The sequence below is a fragment of the Methylobacterium sp. CM6246 genome (genome assembly GCF_054818005.1).
On the sequence record NZ_JBTXKY010000001.1, the window covers coordinates 1,794,556 to 1,811,470 of the forward strand.

Annotated in this window: 16 protein-coding genes; 7 read left to right on the forward strand and 9 right to left on the reverse strand. The window is 69.1% G+C overall.

Going from position 1 to position 16,915, the window contains the following annotated elements; all coding sequences use genetic code 11:
• Window positions 1-5 precede the first annotated feature (5 nt).
• Complete coding sequence (shc, locus tag ACYQPG_RS08895) at window positions 6-2,003, forward strand: squalene--hopene cyclase (protein WP_147910328.1); 1,998 nt, start codon at window positions 6-8, stop codon at window positions 2,001-2,003.
• 188 nt (window positions 2,004-2,191) lie between these two features.
• Complete coding sequence (locus ACYQPG_RS08900; RefSeq protein WP_461230749.1) at window positions 2,192-2,902, forward strand: phosphorylase; 711 nt, start codon at window positions 2,192-2,194, stop codon at window positions 2,900-2,902.
• Between the two features lie 168 nt (window positions 2,903-3,070).
• Here the strand turns inward: ACYQPG_RS08900 and ACYQPG_RS08905 are convergent, their stop codons facing one another.
• A complete protein-coding gene (locus ACYQPG_RS08905) occupies window positions 3,071-4,612 on the reverse strand; it encodes a Do family serine endopeptidase (protein ID WP_147910326.1) in 1,542 nt (513 codons plus the stop codon).
• 332 nt (window positions 4,613-4,944) lie between these two features.
• On the opposite strand from ACYQPG_RS08905, the gene ACYQPG_RS08910 reads away from it, so the two are divergent.
• Window positions 4,945-5,322: a hypothetical protein gene (locus ACYQPG_RS08910; RefSeq protein WP_147910325.1), complete on the forward strand. Its 378-nt coding sequence runs from the start codon at window positions 4,945-4,947 to the stop codon at window positions 5,320-5,322.
• 24 nt (window positions 5,323-5,346) lie between these two features.
• Here the strand turns inward: ACYQPG_RS08910 and ACYQPG_RS08915 are convergent, their stop codons facing one another.
• From ACYQPG_RS08915 to ACYQPG_RS08940, 6 genes are all read right to left on the reverse strand, one after another.
• Window positions 5,347-5,718: a type II toxin-antitoxin system VapC family toxin gene (locus ACYQPG_RS08915; protein ID WP_147910324.1), complete on the reverse strand. Its 372-nt coding sequence runs from the start codon at window positions 5,716-5,718 to the stop codon at window positions 5,347-5,349.
• Window positions 5,715-5,909: a type II toxin-antitoxin system VapB family antitoxin gene (locus tag ACYQPG_RS08920; protein ID WP_147853926.1), complete on the reverse strand. Its 195-nt coding sequence runs from the start codon at window positions 5,907-5,909 to the stop codon at window positions 5,715-5,717. The genes ACYQPG_RS08915 and ACYQPG_RS08920 overlap by 4 nt, the downstream gene beginning before the upstream one ends.
• Window positions 5,910-6,501: 592 nt before the next feature.
• Entirely contained in the window at window positions 6,502-9,219 is a 2,718-nt protein-coding gene (locus ACYQPG_RS08925; protein ID WP_461230750.1) for a valine--tRNA ligase, read from the reverse strand.
• A gap of 114 nt (window positions 9,220-9,333) precedes the next feature.
• Window positions 9,334-9,858, reverse strand: coding sequence for a PopZ family protein (locus ACYQPG_RS08930; RefSeq protein ID WP_461230751.1), 525 nt, complete (start codon window positions 9,856-9,858; stop codon window positions 9,334-9,336).
• A gap of 198 nt (window positions 9,859-10,056) precedes the next feature.
• Window positions 10,057-11,670, reverse strand: coding sequence for a TolC family outer membrane protein (locus ACYQPG_RS08935; RefSeq protein ID WP_147940772.1), 1,614 nt, complete (start codon window positions 11,668-11,670; stop codon window positions 10,057-10,059).
• Window positions 11,671-12,228: 558 nt separating this feature from the next.
• Window positions 12,229-12,843: a collagen-like protein gene (locus ACYQPG_RS08940; protein WP_461230752.1), complete on the reverse strand. Its 615-nt coding sequence runs from the start codon at window positions 12,841-12,843 to the stop codon at window positions 12,229-12,231.
• Between the two features lie 991 nt (window positions 12,844-13,834).
• Here ACYQPG_RS08940 and ACYQPG_RS08945 point away from each other — a divergent pair.
• The 4 genes from ACYQPG_RS08945 (at window position 13,835) to ACYQPG_RS08960 (ending at window position 15,458) form a co-directional block, all read left to right on the forward strand.
• The gene (locus tag ACYQPG_RS08945) at window positions 13,835-14,551 is read left to right on the forward strand and encodes a sugar transferase (RefSeq protein WP_461232439.1); all 717 of its coding nucleotides are present in this window, start codon (window positions 13,835-13,837) and stop codon (window positions 14,549-14,551) included.
• 57 nt (window positions 14,552-14,608) lie between these two features.
• Window positions 14,609-14,839, forward strand: a complete 231-nt coding sequence (locus ACYQPG_RS08950) for a hypothetical protein (protein ID WP_147910639.1) — start codon at window positions 14,609-14,611, stop codon at window positions 14,837-14,839.
• 82 nt (window positions 14,840-14,921) lie between these two features.
• Window positions 14,922-15,143, forward strand: a complete 222-nt coding sequence (locus tag ACYQPG_RS08955; RefSeq protein WP_461230753.1) for a hypothetical protein — start codon at window positions 14,922-14,924, stop codon at window positions 15,141-15,143.
• A 156-nt stretch (window positions 15,144-15,299) separates the two neighbouring features.
• Entirely contained in the window at window positions 15,300-15,458 is a 159-nt protein-coding gene (locus ACYQPG_RS08960; RefSeq protein WP_461230754.1) for a hypothetical protein, read from the forward strand.
• A gap of 49 nt (window positions 15,459-15,507) precedes the next feature.
• Here ACYQPG_RS08960 and ACYQPG_RS08965 read toward each other — a convergent pair whose 3' ends face one another.
• A complete protein-coding gene (locus ACYQPG_RS08965; protein WP_187193540.1) occupies window positions 15,508-15,645 on the reverse strand; it encodes a hypothetical protein in 138 nt (45 codons plus the stop codon).
• Window positions 15,646-15,884: 239 nt separating this feature from the next.
• Window positions 15,885-16,847, reverse strand: a complete 963-nt coding sequence (locus tag ACYQPG_RS08970; protein WP_461230755.1) for a metallophosphoesterase — start codon at window positions 16,845-16,847, stop codon at window positions 15,885-15,887.
• Window positions 16,848-16,915: the final 68 nt, after the last annotated feature.

The following is a 16,915-nucleotide window of genomic DNA, read 5'->3' on the forward strand; positions in this document are numbered from 1 at the left end:
GGACCATGAGAGAGGCCGTAAGCAAGGTCGAGCCGCTTCAGCGCTCGAAGACCCAGGGGATCTCGCTCGACGACGTCGAGCGCGGCGTGGCGCAGGCGACGCGCGCGCTGATCAACCTGGCGCACGATGACGGGCATATCTGCTTCGAGCTCGAGGCGGATGCCACGATTCCGTCCGAATACGTCCTGTTCCACCACTTCCGCGGCACGCCCGTGCCCGAAGGCCTCGAGGCCAAGATCGGCAACTACCTGCGCCGCACCCAAGGCCGGCACGGCGGCTGGGCCCTCGTCCACGAGGGGCCGTTCGACATGAGCTGCACGGTCAAGGCCTATTTCGCCCTCAAGATGATCGGCGAGGACATCGAGGCGCCGTACATGCGCCGGGCCCGCGAGGCGATCCTGTCCCGCGGCGGCGCGGCCAACGCCAACGTCTTCACCCGCTTCATGCTGGCGCTCTACGGCGAGGTGCCCTGGCGCGCCGTGCCGGTGATGCCCGTGGAGGTGATGTTCCTGCCGAAGTGGTTCCCGTTCCACCTCGACAAGATCAGCTACTGGGCCCGCACCACCGTGGTGCCGCTGTTCGTGCTCCAGGCGACCAAGCCGCGCGCCCGCAACCCGCGTGGGATCAGCGTCCAGGAGCTGTTCATCACGCCGCCCGAGAGCGTCCGCACCTGGCCGGGCTCCCCGCACGCGACCTGGCCGTGGACGCCGATCTTCGGCTTCATCGACCGGATGCTGCAGCTGGTCGAGGACCGCCTGCCGCGCAAGAGCCGGCAGCGCGCCATGGAGAAGGCTCGCGCCTGGGTCAGCGAGCGCCTGAACGGCGAGGATGGCCTGGGGGCGATCTTCCCCGCCATGGTCAACTCGGTGCTGATGTACGAGGTGATGGGCTACCGGCCCGATCACCCGCAGGTCCGGGTCGCCTGCGACGCCATCGAGAAGCTGGTGGTCGAGAAGGCCGACGAGGCCTACGTCCAGCCCTGCGTCTCCCCGGTCTGGGATACGGCGCTGGCCGCCCACGCCCTGCTGGAGGCCGGCAGCCCCGAGGCCGAGGCGCAGGCCCGCGCCGGGCTCGACTGGCTGAAGCCCCGCCAGGTGCTCGACATCGTCGGCGACTGGGCGGCGCGCAAGCCGAAGGTCCGCCCCGGCGGCTGGGCGTTCCAGTACGCCAACGCGCATTACCCCGATCTCGACGACACCGCCGTGGTGGTGATGGCCATGGACCGGGCGATGCACCAGCATGGGCTGGTCGCCGGCATGCCGGACTACAAGGCCTCGATCGCCCGCGCCCGCGAATGGGTCGAGGGCCTGCAGTCGGAGGACGGTGGCTGGGCGGCGTTCGACGCCGACAACAACCACATGTACCTCAACCACATCCCGTTCTCGGACCACGGCGCGCTGCTCGACCCGCCGACCGCGGACGTCACCGCCCGCGTCGTCGGGATGCTGGCGCAGCTCGGCGAGACCCGGGAGACCTCCCGGGCGCTCGACCGCGGCGTGAACTACCTGCTGAACGACCAGGAGGAGGACGGCTCCTGGTACGGCCGCTGGGGCATGAACTTCATCTACGGCACCTGGTCGGTGCTGTGCGCCCTGAACGCTGCTGGGGTCGATTCCGCCGATCCGCGGATCCAGCGCTCGGTGTCGTGGCTGATCCGGATTCAGAACCCGGATGGCGGCTGGGGCGAGGACGCCTCATCCTACAAGATCGATCCGGCCTTCGAGGCGGGCTCGTCCACGGCTTCGCAGACCGCCTGGGCGCTTCTGGCCCTGATGGCGGCCGGTGCGGTCGACGACCCGGCGGTGACCCGCGGCATCAACTTCCTGACCCGCACGCAGGGCGCGGACGGGTTCTGGAACGAGGAGCGCTACACCGCCACGGGCTTCCCGCGGGTGTTCTACCTGCGGTACCATGGCTACCCGAAGTTCTTCCCGCTCTGGGCGATGGCGCGGTTCCGCAACCTGAAGCGCACCAACAGCCGGCGCGTCCAGTTCGGCATGTGACGCTTCCGGCGCCGACCCTCGGGCCGGCGCCACCGTTCGGGACGACGCCGGAGCGGATCGCAAGACTCCTTCCGCCCGCGAACCCCGGTATCCCGCACGTGGCTTCCTCCGACGACGATCCCGCGGCGCCTGCCCCTCGGCGTTCGCGGCTCCTTGCGGAGCTCGCCGGACTGGTCCACCAGCGCGCGATGATCGATCCTGCCGCGCCCGTCCTCGCCGTCACCGGTCTCGCCCGCGAGCGCCGTCTTGCGGCCGGGGAGGGGGTCGAGGCGGTCGGAGCCGGCGGCAACCCGCACCGCCTGCGTCAGCTCCTCGACGCGCGCCCGCAACCGGGCTGCCGCGCGGTGATCAGCTTCGGTATCGCGGGCGGCCTCGACCCGTCCCTGAAGCCCGGCGACGTGGTGGTGGGTACCGGGGTCATCGGCGAGGAAGGCCGGCGCGCCGTCGACCTCGACCTCTCCGCCACGCTGCTCAACGCCCTGGCGGGCATCGGCCCCCGGGTCATCCCGGCCGACCTCGCCGGCGTCGACACCGCCGTACTCGGGGTCGACGGCAAGGCGGACCTGCGCGCCCTGACCGGCGCCGCCGCCGTCGACATGGAATCCCACGTCGCCGCCGCCTTCGCGGGCCGCCACGGCCTGCCCTTCGCGGCCCTGCGGGTGATCTGCGATCCCGCCCACCAGGCGCTCCCGGCCTTCGCGGCCCAAGCGCTCACCCCGGACGGCGAGCCCGACATCGCCGCGGTCTTTTTTGCTTTTGCCCGGGGACGGGCCAGGATTGGCGACCTGATGCGGTTGGCCCGTGATTCGAACGCGGCCTTTGCGGCCCTCGGCAAGTGCCGCATGCGGTTGGGACCGGGGCTCGGGATTCCGGTGCCGCCTCATTCGGTGTCCGGCTGACAGGTCCGCGATTGCTCGGTGCTGCACCCATGCCCCGGGAGACATCCGGTGGCGCATCGAACCCGATGCCAGAACAGAAAAAGACGCCGGCTTATTCGGCCAGCGTCAGGTGGGAGGAAACACGAGGCGGCGCGGGGGAAAAATCCCCGCGCCGGGTCTGAATCGGCGTTAGCCGGCCTTCTTGCTCAGGGACACCGCCACGAAGCGGGTCTGGCCCTTGCTGCTCTTCACCCGCATCAGCACCGCCTTGCGGCCGCTCGACTCCGCCGTGCGGATCTGCGCGGCGACGTCGGAGGGGCGGGTGACGCTCTGGCCACCTACGTCCAGGATCACGTCGCCGGCCTCGATGCCCTTAGCGGCGGCCGGACCGTCGGGATCGACCTGCACCACGGCAACGCCCTGCTCGGACAGGCCGACATCGGCGGCCGGCGCGAGGTTCAGGCCGAGCCGCGGCTGGCCGTTGCCCGAATCGTCGTCGCGGGTGGCGACCTTGGTGCCGTCGGTGGGCATGGCGCCCAGCGTCACCGTCGCGGTGTCCGTCTTGCCGCCCCGGAGATAGCTCAGCTCGACCTTGGCGCCGGGCTTCATGCCGGCGATCCGGCGTGAGAGCTCCCGGGCGCTGTCCACCGTGTCGCCGTTGACCTTCTCGATCACGTCGCCGGCCTTCAGCCCGGCCTGGGCCGCCGGGGTGCCGTTCTCGGCGTGGTCCACCAGGGCGCCCTTCGCCTTGTCGAGGCCGAGGCCGTCGGCGATGTCCTGCGTCACCGGCTGGATCTGCACGCCCAGGTAGCCGCGGGCGACCTTGCCGTCGGTGCGAAGCTGATCGACCACCGCCTGCACGGTCTCGGCCGGGATCGCGAAGGCCAGGCCGACGCTGCCGCCCGACGGGGACGCGATGGCGGTGTTCACGCCGACCACCTCACCGTTGACGTTGAAGGTCGGGCCGCCGGAATTGCCCTTGTTGATCGGGGCATCGATCTGCAGGAAGTCGTCGTACGGGCCGGCGCCGATGTCGCGGCCGCGGGCCGAGACGATGCCGGCCGTGACGGTGCCGCCGAGGCCGAACGGGTTGCCGATCGCCACCACCCAGTCGCCGACCTGCGGGGCGGTCTTGCCGAACTGGACGTAGGGGAAGTTCGAGCCCTCATTGATCTTCAGGAGCGCGACATCGGTCTTGGCATCCTTGCCGATCACCTTCGCGTCGAGGGTGCGGCCGTCGTCGAGGGTCACCTGCACGGTCTTGGCGTGGTCGACCACGTGGTTGTTGGTCACCACGTAGCCGTCGGCCGAGATGATGAAGCCGGAGCCGACCGCGCCGCGGGAGCCCTGGCGCTGCTGCGGCTGGGGCTGGCCGCCCGGACCGTTCTGGCCGAAGCGACGGAAGAACTCGCGCAGCTGCGGCGGCACGTTCTGGAGGTTGCGGCCCTGGCCGGGGCCATCCTCATCCTCGCCCGGCGCCGAGTCGTCGAGCTTGACCTTCACCGAGACGACGCCCGGCTTCACCTTGTTGACGATGCCGGCGAACGAGCCGGGCGGGTGCTCCGGAGCCTCGATCGGGGTCTTGGGCAGGGCCTGGGCGTAGGCGGGGGTCACGGAGGGCAGGGTGGTGCCGAGGGCTCCGCCGGCGATCAGCGCGGCAGCAGCCACCGAGGCGAGAGCGCGGCGCGAGGTCCGGCCGGACAGCGAGCTTTGGGGACGGGTCTCGGTCATGGGAATCGCAACCTCTTGAAACGGATCGGGGCGACGCCGGGGGACGCGGCGTTCGATGCGATCGGTCTAACGGGCGGCGCCTGACCCCCGCGTGGCGGTCAAATTACGGTTTGGACATGTGCGCCGATCCGGGCCGCGGCGGCCATGGCCGGCTCTCGGACTGTAGCCTGGCGGAGCCGTGTTTGGGGGGCGGCTCGGGGCGAAATCCGCCGCGCGTGCCACGTGTCACCGCGCGCTCGGGATGTCGCGCTACAGTCCGATCGACTCCGGCAGGCGGCTACAACCTTTGGCTCTGCCGGCTGGTGTCGCGTGAGATGCGTGAGGATCGGGTGATGAAGGCGATGTTTGCTGTGGTCCTGCTGTTGGGTTCGGTAACCGCCGCTATGGCAGCCGATGGGTACTCGGATTATCGGAACTATTTCAACGAAAAGCCGGCTGTCGGCGATCGGACCAAGCTGAAGCCCGCGCGAGCGACGTCCCATTCCATGGAGGCGGTCGATACGCGGCGCTACGAGGACGGCGTTGCTGACGGAAAACTGGACAACCTTAAGGCGGGCTATCGGAACCGGGCCGGGATCTACGTGCCGCCCGACTATTCCACCCACCCGCGCGGCCCGACGGGCGACGGTTTCGGCAGCGCGAGCAGCGATTCGTATGGCAGCGTGAGCGCGCCCAACCCGTTCGCGGGTCCCCTCGGTACCCGTCGCTGAAAACGCCTCGCCGGGCTTGCCGCCCTACTGGACCGCTCGGTATGACACCCCGAGCCGTTCGCTCACCGCGGCCAGGCGTCTGTCGCGTGTCCATATTCGGGAGCCCGGCATCAGCTTCGCCGATGCCAGGAGATGTGCGTCCACATAGCCGATGCCGAGGCCGTGCAACGCGTGCTCCGCGATCAGGAGCATGACTTCATCGTGGGCCGCGACGTCGGCCGGCGGCATGTCTTCCAGGGTCGCGATGACGCGTTCGCGGTCGCGGATGCTGCCCAGCGCCAGTTCGCCGATGACGAAGGGATGAACACGCTGGCTCATGTCGGTCAGGATCGCGGTGACGGATGGATCCGTCGCCGCGAGGTGATCGATCCAGATGTTCGTATCGATGATGATCACGGTTCGGAGCGTCGGCGCGTCCCGGCCTGGGCGTTCGAATCGCTCCCCCCAAGCAGGATCATGCGCCGGGACGCCTCACGCTGGACCAGCGCGCGCAGGGCCTCACGGACGAGTTCCGACTTCTCCGTGATGCCTGTGTAGTGCTGCGCCTTAGCAAGCAAATCATCGTCTAGGTTGATCGTCGTCCGCATCACGTTCTCCCCAGCGAAGCATCGATTATGACATCATATGATGTCGTTTTCCATGCCGAACCGCGCTCGACCGCTGCTCGGTGGTTCGTTGTCGAGATGCCGCGGGTTCCCGAAGGACACGGCCGCTGGCAGTGCACGCAGTCCGTCCGAGGCTTTTGGATTGGTTTGTCCGCGAGGAGCTTTGACAATGGGATCGAGCGTTTCGGACCGCACAGGCCAGGTTCGACGGCATGCGCCGATCTCTCACCAGGGTAACAGCCGCGACGGCGGCACGGAAGGATAGAACCGGGTCGCAGAGGGGCATCCTCCCTCGAGAGATTCCGAGTTTCCGCAGACGCTTCAGCTGCTACCCTGTCTTCCCCGGGGCGCCGTAGGCGAGCCCGGGATCCAGAGCCGCGGACGGCGCAAGTCACCAATTCGATAATGGTTCTGGATCCCGGGCTCCGCTTCGCGGCCCCGGGATGACGAAGCTGTTTTCAGAACGGCCTTTGCAAAGACCCATGGGTCACCGGCCAAGCGGGGCAGTGATATGCCGACCGCTGCTGCAAACACCTTGAATGGGCTCGGTGCGAACTCGCTGTGAGCGAAGCGATCAGCCCCCGCTCAACCGGGCCAGCGCCTCCTCGATCTTCACCAGCCGCGCGGACTCGGCCTCCCGGCGCTCGCGGTTCTCCTCGATGATATCCTCGGGGGCGCGGGCGACGAAATCGGCGTTGCCGAGCTTGGCGTCGACCTTCTTGATCTCCCCTTGCGCCTTGCCCTGCTCCTTCTTCAGGCGCGCGACCTCGCCGGCGAGGTCGACGATGCCTTCGAGCGGCAGGGCCGCGACGCTGCCGCGCACGAGGAGCTGCACCGCGTTCTTCGGCGGCGTCTCCGAGACCGTGATCTCCGAGAGCCGGGCCAGGCGCAGCAGCGTGTCCCGCCAGGCCTCGATCCGGGTCCGCACCTCCGGGGAGGCCCCGACCATCACCAGGGGGATCTGCGCCGCGGCCGGGACGCTGGTCTCGGAGCGGGCCGAGCGCACCTGGCTGACGAGGTCGACCACGAAGCCGACTTCGGCCTCGGCGTCGGCATCCGCGAGGCCTGCGAGATCTGGCCAGGCCGCAAGTGCCAGGAGGCCGCGCTCGGGGACCGCGGCGCCCTTAATCGCCCAGAGTTCCTCCGTGAGGAACGGCATGAACGGATGGAGCAGCTTGGCGACCTGATCGATCAGGAACGCCACCGTCGCCTGGGTCTCGGCCCGGACGGCCGGATCGACGTTCTCGCCCTGCAGAACCGGCTTGGCGAGTTCGAGGTACCAATCACAGAATATATTCCAGACGAACCGGTAGGCGGCGCCGGCCGCGTCGTTGAACCGGTAGGCTTCGAGCGCCGACGTGACCTCACCCACGGCGCGCGCGGCCTCGGTGAGCGCCCAGCGGTTGATCGCCCCGGTGATCGCCCGCGGGTCGTAGGCGGGATCGAGCTGGCAGCCGTTCAGCTCGGCGAAGCGGGCGGCGTTCCAGAGCTTGGTCGCGAAGTTGCGGTAGCCCTGGACCCGATCGGCCGAGAGCTTGATGTCGCGACCCTGGACGGCGAGCGCGCACAGGGTGAAGCGCAGGGCGTCCGCCCCAACTTGATCGATCAGCTCGAGGGGATCGACGACGTTGCCCTTCGACTTCGACATCTTCGCGCCGGAGGCGTCGCGCACCAGCGTGTGCAGGTAGACCGTCTCGAACGGCGCCCGATCGGTGAGGTGCAGGCCCATCATCATCATCCGGGCGACCCAGAAGAACAGAATGTCCTTGCCGGTCACCAGGGCGTTGGTTGGGTAATAGCGGGCGTATTCCGGGGTCGAATCCGGCCAGCCCAGGGTCGAGAACGGCCAGAGCGCGGAGGAGAACCACGTGTCGAGGACATCCGCGTCGCGGGTCAGCGCCACGGGGCCGCCGTGCTTGGCCTCGGCCAGCGCCAGGGCCTCGGCCTCGCTCTCGGCCACGAAGATCCCGCCGGCGTCATCGTACCAGACCGGGATCTGGTGGCCCCACCAGAGCTGGCGCGAGATGCACCAGGGCTCGATGTTGGTGAGCCACTGGAAGAAGGTCTTTTCGTAATTCTCCGGGACGAACTTGGTCTGTCCGTCACGCACCGCCTGGAGCGCGCGCTCGGCCAGCGGCTTGACGTTCACGTACCACTGATCGGTGAGATAGGGCTCGATCACAACGCCCGAGCGGTCGCCGTGCGGCACCGCATGGGTGTTGGGCTCGACCGCGCGCAGGCGGCCGCGCGCCTCCATCAAGGCGACGACCTCCTTGCGCGCCCGCGCCCGATCGAGGCCGTGCAGCGCCAGGGCCTCGGGCTCGGGCGAAGTGTCGGCGAGGAACGCCGCGTTGCCGTCGAGCAGCATACGGCCCTCGGGGTCGAGGATGTTGATCACCCCGAGGTTGCAGCGCCGGCCGACGTCAAAGTCGTTGAAGTCGTGGGCCGGCGTGATCTTGACCGCGCCGGTGCCCTTCTCGGGGTCGGAATAGGTGTCGGCGACGATCGGGATCAGGCGGCCGACCAGCGGCAGGCGGACCTGCTTGCCGACCAGCGCCGTGTAGCGCGCGTCCTCCGGGTGGACCGCGATGCCGGTATCGCCCAGCATCGTCTCGGGCCGCGTGGTGGCGACCGTGATGACCTCGCCGGTCTCGGCCCCGTTCGCGTCGACGATCGGATAGTCGAAGTGCCAGAGATGGCCCTTCGTCTCGATCTGCTGGACCTCCAGGTCCGAGATCGCGGTCTGGAACTTCGGATCCCAGTTCACCAGCCGCTTGTCGCGGTAGATCAGGCCCTGGCGGTGCAGGTCCACGAAGGTCTTGAGCACGGCGCGGCTCAGGCCCTCGTCCATGGTGAAGCGCTCGCGCGACCAGTCACAGGACGCGCCGAGCCGCTTCAGCTGGTTGACGATGGCGCCGCCGGATTCGGCCTTCCAGGCCCAGACCTTCTCCACGAAGGCGGCGCGGCCGATCTCGCGGCGGCCCGGCTCCTGGCGCTCCATCATCCGGCGCTCCACCACCATCTGGGTGGCGATGCCGGCGTGGTCGGTGCCGGGCTGCCAGAGCACGTCCTTGCCGCGCATCCGCTCGAACCGGCAGAGCACGTCCTGGAGCGTGTTGTTGAGGGCGTGGCCCATATGCAGCGAGCCCGTCACGTTCGGCGGCGGGATCACGATGCAGTAGGGGGGCGCTCCGGCGCGCTCGGGCCGGCCGGCGCGGAAGGCGTCCGCGTCCGCCCAGGCGGCGGAGATCCGCGCCTCGACGGAGGCGGGCTCGAAGGTCTTGTCCATCATCGCAGGTATGGGCCGGCGCTCGTCCAACAGGGTTGGACCCGCTTTCGACCGTCAGGCCGCGTCCGTCAACACACACCCGGCACCGGGCAGGCCCGATGCCGGAGGGCGGGGCGCTCAGCGGCCGCGCGAGACCCGCTCGATCTCGGCCCGGACCAGCCGCTCGACCACGGCCGGGAGGTTGTCGTCCAGCCAGGACTTGAGCATCGGCCGGAGCATGTCCTTGACCAGGTCCTCGAGCGTGCGGGCGTTCTGGGTCAGGACCGTGTGGGCCAGCAGGTTGAAGGCGCCGTTGACGCTGGCGTCGGTCGCCGCCGAGACCAGGGTCTCGGCCTCCGGCTCCGGCCGCGGCGGCGCCTGGAAGACCGGCTGCGGCTGCGGGCTCGGCTGCGCGGGCGGCGGCTCGGGCTCGGGCTCCGGCTCGGCGAACGCCTCGTCCTCGAAGTCGATCGCGTCGAAGTCGAGGGGGGGCGGGGGCGGCTCCGGCGGGGCCACGGCGCGGGGCCGGATGACCGGCTCGGCGACCTCGGCGAGGTCGAGCACGTCGTCCGGCTCGGGTTCGGGCACCGGCGCGATCTCGGCGGGCTTGGCCGCCTGATCGTCCGCGATGATCCTTCGGATCGAGGCGAGGATCTCCTCCATCGAAGGCTCATGCGCCTTATCGGCAGCCTTATCCTGGAATTTCGAGTCCGGGATCTTGGGGCTCGCTGCACTCATCAACAGGCGCGCTCGGGCATGGGATGTTCGGAGGATGACCCGATCGGGCCGGTCGTCAAACAGTATTCCATGCCAATTCGTCGCGGCAAGCGCGCCTGCACCACACTCCCCTGGGAAAAGACCTCAGCGTCCGTCCGGGGTGCGCAGGCCGAACCACAGATCCTTGACCTGATCGTAGTGGATCTTGGCACTGTAGTACTCCACCGGCAGGGCGGTGAAGCGGGCGGTGAGCTGCCCGATCGACTGGACCACGCCGTAGGAGAAGATCACCCGGTCGCGCTGGGCCAGGATCAGGTTCACCCGCGAATTCAGCAGTTCCTGCTGCGCGTTGAGCACGTCCAGGGTGGTGCGCTGGCCGACGCGGGCCTCCTCACGCACGCCGTTCAGCGCCACCTCGTTGGCCTGGACCTGCGCCTGGGCGGCGATGACCTGCGCCTTGGCGGCCTCGAGGCGACCCCAGAAATCGACGATCTGCGCCCGCACCTGGTCGCGGACCTGATCGACCTGGATGCGGTACTGGCCGACCGTCTCCTTGGCCTGCCGGATCTGCGCGTAGGTCTGGCCGCCTTCGTAGATCGGGATGTTGAGCCGGCCGCCCACGAACCCGACGAAGAAGCTCTGGTTCGGTCCGTTCTGGTCGTAGAGCTGGCTGAGCGAGCCCTGCAGGCTGAGGGTCGGCGCGAGCTGGCCCTCCAGGATCTTGACCTGGGCCTCGGCGCCGTCGACCGCGTGGATCGCCGACACGACCTGCGGATGCTCGCGCAAGCCGATGGCGATGGCCGCGTCGAGGCTGACCGGAACGTACCGGTCCAGGGGACGGCCCGGCGCCAGCTGGCGCGGCTCGACGCCGATATTCTGCCGGTAGACGCCGATGCTGGTGCGCAAGGTCGATTCCGCCGCGCTGACCTGGGAGCGGGCGCCGGCGAGCCGGGCCTCTGCTTGGGCCACGTCGGTGCGGGTCACCTCGCCGACGTTGAAGCGGTCGCGCGTCTGGCGCAGCTGCTCCTCAAGGACCTCGACGTTGTTCCGGTTGAGTTCCAGCGTCGCCGTGTTGCTCAGCACGTTCATATACGCCTGGACGGCGTTGTAGAGCACCGTGATCTCGGTGAACCGCAGGGTCTCGCGCTGGCTGTAGACGGTGGACTCGGCCCGGCGGACGGTGTTGTCGGTCTGGAAGCCGTTGAAGATCGTCTGCGAGACGGTCAGGCTCGCGCTGCTCGGAAGATAGGTGGTGCGCGTCGTCCGGTTCGATGTGACGACCTGGGAGGTCACGTCGTTGGTCGTGGTCGCGCCGCCGGCCGACTGGCCGGCGGTGTTCGAGGCCAGGCCGCCGGCCGATGTGCCGGTGCTGCCGAGCCCGCCCGCGGCAGTGCCCACCCCGATCCCGGTCGTGCCGCCCGCGCTCGCGCCCCCGAGGCCGGAGGCGCCGGACGCGCCCGTCGTCCCCCCAGCGGTCGTTCCCGTGCTGGCGGTGCTCGCGCCGGTGCTGGTCGCCCCGGCGGCCGCCGAGACGCTGCTGCCGCTGCGGGTCTGCAGATACTGTACGCCGATCGAGGCGCCGACATTGACCTGCGGCCGGTAGCCCGCCTGCGCGATGGCGACGTTCTCGTCGATGGCTCGGACGCCGGCGCGGCCGGCATTCAGAGACGGATTGCCCTGGTAAGCCTTGGAGAGAGCGCTCTCCAAGGTCTCGGCAAGAGACGGATTCGTGGCCAGGATCGCGAGGCCGGACGCCATGCCGATCACTCGGAGCGTGGGGCAACTCGCTGGTGGACGTATTGTCACGATAACAAGCCCTTGCGGTCTTTATAACGGTCCGGATGTCCGCCACGAAAACGGCCAAGGTACGGCGTTACGCAGGGATCCGATCAAGCCCGCCCCACCGTCACGCTTAGCGCAAATCCGCCGGTTTGGCTCGGGCTTGCCCGGCGTCGGCGTCGAAATGTGGCGCGTTGGGGCATTAAGGTGACACACGGCGCACCGCCTTGGCGGAGGGCTTCGGCAGAGCGCAGCGCCGGGTGAAAAGACGGTCCCGCACGCGCGAAACCGGCCTTGTTGCGAGGGGGATGCGGGTGTTCCGCACGGCCGGCGTCGAACCGGTGGGCCGGGGCGCGGCCCGTCGGATCCCCGGGACCATCGAAACGCGACGGGCACCCATAAACTCCGGGGCCGGCCGCCGTCTCGGAGCCGGGATGCGCCGATGCAGCCAATCCGATCCCCGAACGTCTACGGCGCAGCGAAGGGATGCCGACGAACCGTCGCCGCCCTTTCTCGGACGCGGCCGCCGGAGACGCATCAATAGCGATCGTCTGCGGCGACGCCCGCGCCCGGCTCCGAGGGCGCGGCGTCGCCGGCGCCCTGTCCGGGCTCCTGCTGCGGCCGCGGCGCGCGGGACCTCGTTACCGAACCCGTGAGGGTCGGCGACGGCTTGGCCTTGTAGGCGGCACTCGATGGTGCGGCCTTCCCAGTCGGTCCTGGAGCCCCCTGGGGCCCGCGTGGGCCCGGCGGCCCTGCGGGTCCCGCACTGCCCACTGGACCTTCTGGACCCTGCGGGCCGCGCTCGCCCTGCGCGCCCACGAGGCCGTCGGCGCCCGGCGTGCCGGGCGGTCCCATCGCGCCCGGCGGACCGGGCTCACCCCTGATGCCCGCCTCGCCGCGCGGACCGGGCGGACCCGGGAGCCCCAGAGCCTGCTGGCCGCATTCCCCAACCACAATGCTGCGCGCCTGCTTGGACGTCCTCAGCGTCGCGATGCAAGTGGCCGGATGATAGACCACGTGAAACTCGAAATAACCGCGGGTATCGGTACGCTGCGAGAACTTGCCGTCCAGGGTGATCTCGGCATCGGGTTCACCGGCATTGCCCAGCACCCAGAGGTCGCCGGCGGTGATTTTCGCAGCCTCGATACGCATGTCGGCTTTCGCCGGAGCGATCCAGAGCAACGGCCCCACGAATAGTTGCAACAGGGCGCTTTGCCGGCGCGATAGACTCATGGCGGGTCTCGCGAGCTTCATATCGGCAGGATGCCATTCGTTTCTGAATCCGCAATAACGCGCGAAAATTTTGATGTGAAAAGCTCCGTTTTAGCGGCATATCCGGCCGAAATCGGTATTCGCATGGCAAGCATCCGCAATATGGCCGATGAAAGGCCATGTCGGTCAGCCGGCTATCGCATCGAGCAGGTGTGATCGCGCACAGTCCGCATCCGGGTTCGCGGCACTGCCCGCGCGATCCGCGTGCCGCCGTGCCGCATCGTGAGGGCCGTTGCGGTTCCCATGGTTCTGGGTCGGCGACGGGCTGGGGCGCCTGGGGTCCGAAGCGTCACGTCGCCGTAAGTGTTTGAATCGAAACAGTTGTTCGTTCCGCGTTCGCAGTCACGGTGGTCTTCCTCCGTCTGCGGTGGGCAACCGGAGACGGGTCGTCGAGCTGTTCGGTTCGATCAAATGCAACGGTTTCGGCCCGTTGTTCGTTTGGGGTGTCGCGGCAGTGCAGCATGCGCTGAGGACCGTCCGTTTCGACCCGTTGCCGGTACCCGCCAGGTATGCCGAGCGCGATTGTGCGATGCAGAATCCAGCATTGCGTAAGTTGTTGTTCGAACCGTTGTTTCGGCCGGACCGCCTCGGGGATTCCGTAGCAACTACTGAACGTCAGGTTCGCCCGACAACCCCGCGCGTAGCGGCTTAATCCCCGCCACATATGCGTTTTTTTACAAAGATAACCTGTTTAAGGGGGCTAATTAAAATATATGACAGCTTGTCAGCCCATTTTGGCCCGTCTATAAGGCCCGAAGTAACTAATCATTAACCACCCGCCATTGGCCTCAACCGAGGAGCTGAGCCCATGCAGGGTCGTACTGAATCCCAGAGATCCGAGGGCGCCTCTGCGCCGCACCATAGGGTTGAGATGTCGAACGTGGCCGATCAGATTGCCGGTCAGGTGAGCGAGGCGGCGGAGGCCGTGGCTGAGGCGGTGCTCCCGGAGACGCCGTTCGTGGCGCGCGGGCTTCGGTTGGATTGGGCGGCCAAGCGCGGGCTCGACATCGGGGTGGCGGCGACCGCGCTGTTCCTGCTGCTGCCGCTGATGCTGCTGATCGCCGTGCTGGTCTGGGCCGGCGACCGCAAGGCGCCGATCTTCCGGCACATGCGGCTCGGCCGGGACGGACGCAGCTTCGGCTGCCTGAAGTTCCGCTCGATGGTCACGGACGGCGAGGGCGTGCTGGCCGCGCACCTGGCCGCCAGCCCGAGCGCCCGGGCCGAGTGGGCCGCCACGCACAAGCTCTCCGACGATCCGCGCATCACCGCCATCGGCCAGGTGCTGCGCAAGACCTCGCTCGACGAGCTGCCGCAGCTGTGGAACGTGCTGCGCGGCGAGATGAGCCTGGTCGGCCCGCGCCCGATCGTGCAGGCCGAGGTCGCCCGCTACGGCCGGGCGTTCTCGACCTGCTTTGCCGTGCCGCCCGGCGTCACCGGGCTGTGGCAGGTCTCGGGCCGCTCCGACACCAGCTACGCCGAGCGCGTGGCGCTCGACCTGGACTACGCCAGCCGCTGGAGCCTGCGCCGGGACATCGCGATCATGCTGCGCACCGTCCCGGCCGTGCTCGCCCAGCGCGGCAGCAAGTAGCGCAGGCGTGTCCTGGCGTGCGCATCCCGGGACCCGGGGTGATGCGGCGGGCCGGTCATGAAGGGCCTTCTGCTGAACGCGCTGCTCGGGGTCGGTCTCGGGCGGTTCGGCTCGGTCTGGGGCCTTCCGGTGTTCCTGCCGGTGGTGGCGGCCGAGCTGGCCTACGGGTTCCACATCCACCACCTGAGCGCGGGCGGCAGCCTGCGGCGGGGCGCGGCGCTGCTGGTCTGCGGCCAGCTCGGCTTCCTGCTCGGCGCCCTGCTGCGGCCGCTGCCGGGCGAGCGGTGAGTGCGGCCCGGCGCCTCCGTTTGGTCAACCGATTGCGAACTGCAGGGGCCGCGCCCGTGTCCGCGGCGGAGGGGGTTCAGTCTTGGACGAGAACGATCCGCACTGGGACGCCGACCCGCTCTGGTACGACCGGGCCGAGCCGGAGGCGCTGCCGGGCCGGCTGCTGAACGGGCTGGCGTATCTGGTCCTGCTGCTGCTGGCCGGGATGGCGGGCGTGGTGCGGCTGTACCGGCTCCCGGACGCGCTGTGGTGCCGGGCCGCCGCTTGGCACGCACGCCGCACCGCCGGACCACGACGATTCTGAACCAGCGCGCATCATGGTGCGATCGCGTGCGGCCCGCCGTTGACCGGGTTGCAGTCTTCCGGGCCCTGTCCCCGGGAAGCACGCTAAGACGGCGTCACGGAACATGCTCGGGAAGCCGTCGCTTCCCAGCGTAGAGCGAAGGCTGGACCAGGAAAGATGTTGGAGAGCGAGACGCGGCCGACCGGTCCCGAGCGCAGCGTGGTTCAGCGCCTGTTCGCCCGCTTCGGCTCGACTGCGATCCTGGTCGTGGTTCTGCTGGTGGTGGTGGGCTGGATCGGAATCCTAGGCTGGGCGATGACGCGGCTTCTCAGCTGAGTCCGGACCGATCCGGGGCCGCCCATGGCTCCCGCCTCGACGCACTCGCTTAGGCCGAACCGGTCTCCAACTCCGTCGCGAGCGCCCTTGCGGCCTCGTCCTGCATGATCGGGGCGTCGCGGCACAGACGCCAGAACTCGACCAGACCGAGCGCGTAGGCGGCGAGGATCACGGCTGTCCAATGCATGATCGTGTCCTCTCAAGCGCCTTCACGGCACCGGTATGCCCGCGAAAGCTTGACGTTTTCTCTCCGGACTTATTCGCCGGTCCAGATAAGGCAATATAACGACAATACGGCTTCACCACACCGGGGATGGTGCATTTATTTTGCGCAATCCGGAATTATTGCAGGATTTGGGGTGACTGACGCAGGTCTCGCCGGGGGTAGGCGTCGCAGTTTCGGGGCGCATTCCGGAGACATGCCTGTCATGCAGGGCTGCCGACCGTAAGGGTGGCCCGGGTATCATCCCGGTCCTGCGCCCCGAGATCCACCACCACGATCTCGGGCGGGATGCCCAGCCGCAACGGACGCCCTGCCACGAAGTGCGAGCCGAGCCCGGCCGAGACGATCAGGTCACGCTCGCTCTCGACGATGTGGCCGTGAGCATAGCGCAAGCCATAGCGCGACGGGATCCACGGGGACCAGCCCAGGATCCGCACCTGGCCGCCATGGGTATGACCGGACAGGGTCAGCACGATCCGCGGGTCGAGGCCGGTGGCGAACAGGTCCGGCTCGTGCGCCAGCAGGATCGCGGCGCCGTCCGCGGGGACGCCCCGGAGGACCTGTGCGAGGATCTCCGACCTCTGCCGGTCGAGCTGGTCCGGCGCCAGGGGGCGGCCGGGCGTCGCCTCGCTCTCGATCCCCACCAGCCAGAGCGGGGTGGGGACGTCGAGCCGCACGGCCGCGTTCTCCAGGAAGACGATGCCGGCCGCCCGCAGGGCCCGCTCGGCCCGGGTCGGGCCGTGTCCGCGCCAAAGCGCGACACGGTCGTCGCCCCAATCGTGATTGCCCTGGATGGCGTAGAGCCCCCGTTTCGCCTGAAGACCGCTCAGGCATCCGGCCACCGTCTCGAACGGGACGGCGCCCCGGCTCTGGGAGCCGTAATCGCCGAGCAGCACCGTGAGGTCCGGTTCGAGGGCGTTGGTACGCGCCACGACCTCGGTGATCGCGTCCACGCCCATGCAGCGGGGATGGGCGTGAAAGTCCGTGAGGACCGCAATTCGCAGGCGCAGGCCGGCAGGCCACCGTGGCGGGCAGAGCCGGTAGTGCCGGACCTGAACCCGATGCGGCTCGAAGGCCGTCGCGTAGCCCGCCATCGCCAGGCTCCCGGCAGCCGCGCAGGCGGCGGCCAGGGTCGGGCGGGACAGGAGCGCGCGGCGGGTCAGCATCGGTCATCGGCTCGGCAGGACGTGGCGGGCTCCTACCACGGGTTGAGACCTGGTGCGGCACGGGGTTG

Bases quoted from the DNA above. Each gene is read 5' to 3' on its own strand.
- ACYQPG_RS08935 (WP_147940772.1), bottom strand. From the start codon at position 11,670: ATGGCGTCCGGCCTCGCGATCCTGGCCACGAATCCGTCTCTTGCCGAG.
- ACYQPG_RS08905 (WP_147910326.1), bottom strand. From the start codon at position 4,612: ATGACCGAGACCCGTCCCCAAAGCTCGCTGTCCGGCCGGACCTCGCGC.
- ACYQPG_RS08920 (WP_147853926.1), bottom strand. From the start codon at position 5,909: ATGCGGACGACGATCAACCTAGACGATGATTTGCTTGCTAAGGCGCAG.
- ACYQPG_RS08965 (WP_187193540.1), bottom strand. From the start codon at position 15,645: ATGCATTGGACAGCCGTGATCCTCGCCGCCTACGCGCTCGGTCTGGTC.
- ACYQPG_RS08925 (WP_461230750.1), bottom strand. From the start codon at position 9,219: ATGATGGACAAGACCTTCGAGCCCGCCTCCGTCGAGGCGCGGATCTCC.
- ACYQPG_RS08910 (WP_147910325.1), top strand. From the start codon at position 4,945: ATGAAGGCGATGTTTGCTGTGGTCCTGCTGTTGGGTTCGGTAACCGCC.
- ACYQPG_RS08940 (WP_461230752.1), bottom strand. From the start codon at position 12,843: ATGCGTATCGAGGCTGCGAAAATCACCGCCGGCGACCTCTGGGTGCTG.
- ACYQPG_RS08970 (WP_461230755.1), bottom strand. From the start codon at position 16,847: ATGCTGACCCGCCGCGCGCTCCTGTCCCGCCCGACCCTGGCCGCCGCC.
- shc (WP_147910328.1), top strand. From the start codon at position 6: ATGAGAGAGGCCGTAAGCAAGGTCGAGCCGCTTCAGCGCTCGAAGACC.
- ACYQPG_RS08900 (WP_461230749.1), top strand. From the start codon at position 2,192: ATGATCGATCCTGCCGCGCCCGTCCTCGCCGTCACCGGTCTCGCCCGC.
- ACYQPG_RS08945 (WP_461232439.1), top strand. From the start codon at position 13,835: ATGTCGAACGTGGCCGATCAGATTGCCGGTCAGGTGAGCGAGGCGGCG.
- ACYQPG_RS08950 (WP_147910639.1), top strand. From the start codon at position 14,609: ATGAAGGGCCTTCTGCTGAACGCGCTGCTCGGGGTCGGTCTCGGGCGG.
- ACYQPG_RS08960 (WP_461230754.1), top strand. From the start codon at position 15,300: ATGTTGGAGAGCGAGACGCGGCCGACCGGTCCCGAGCGCAGCGTGGTT.
- ACYQPG_RS08930 (WP_461230751.1), bottom strand. From the start codon at position 9,858: ATGGAGGAGATCCTCGCCTCGATCCGAAGGATCATCGCGGACGATCAG.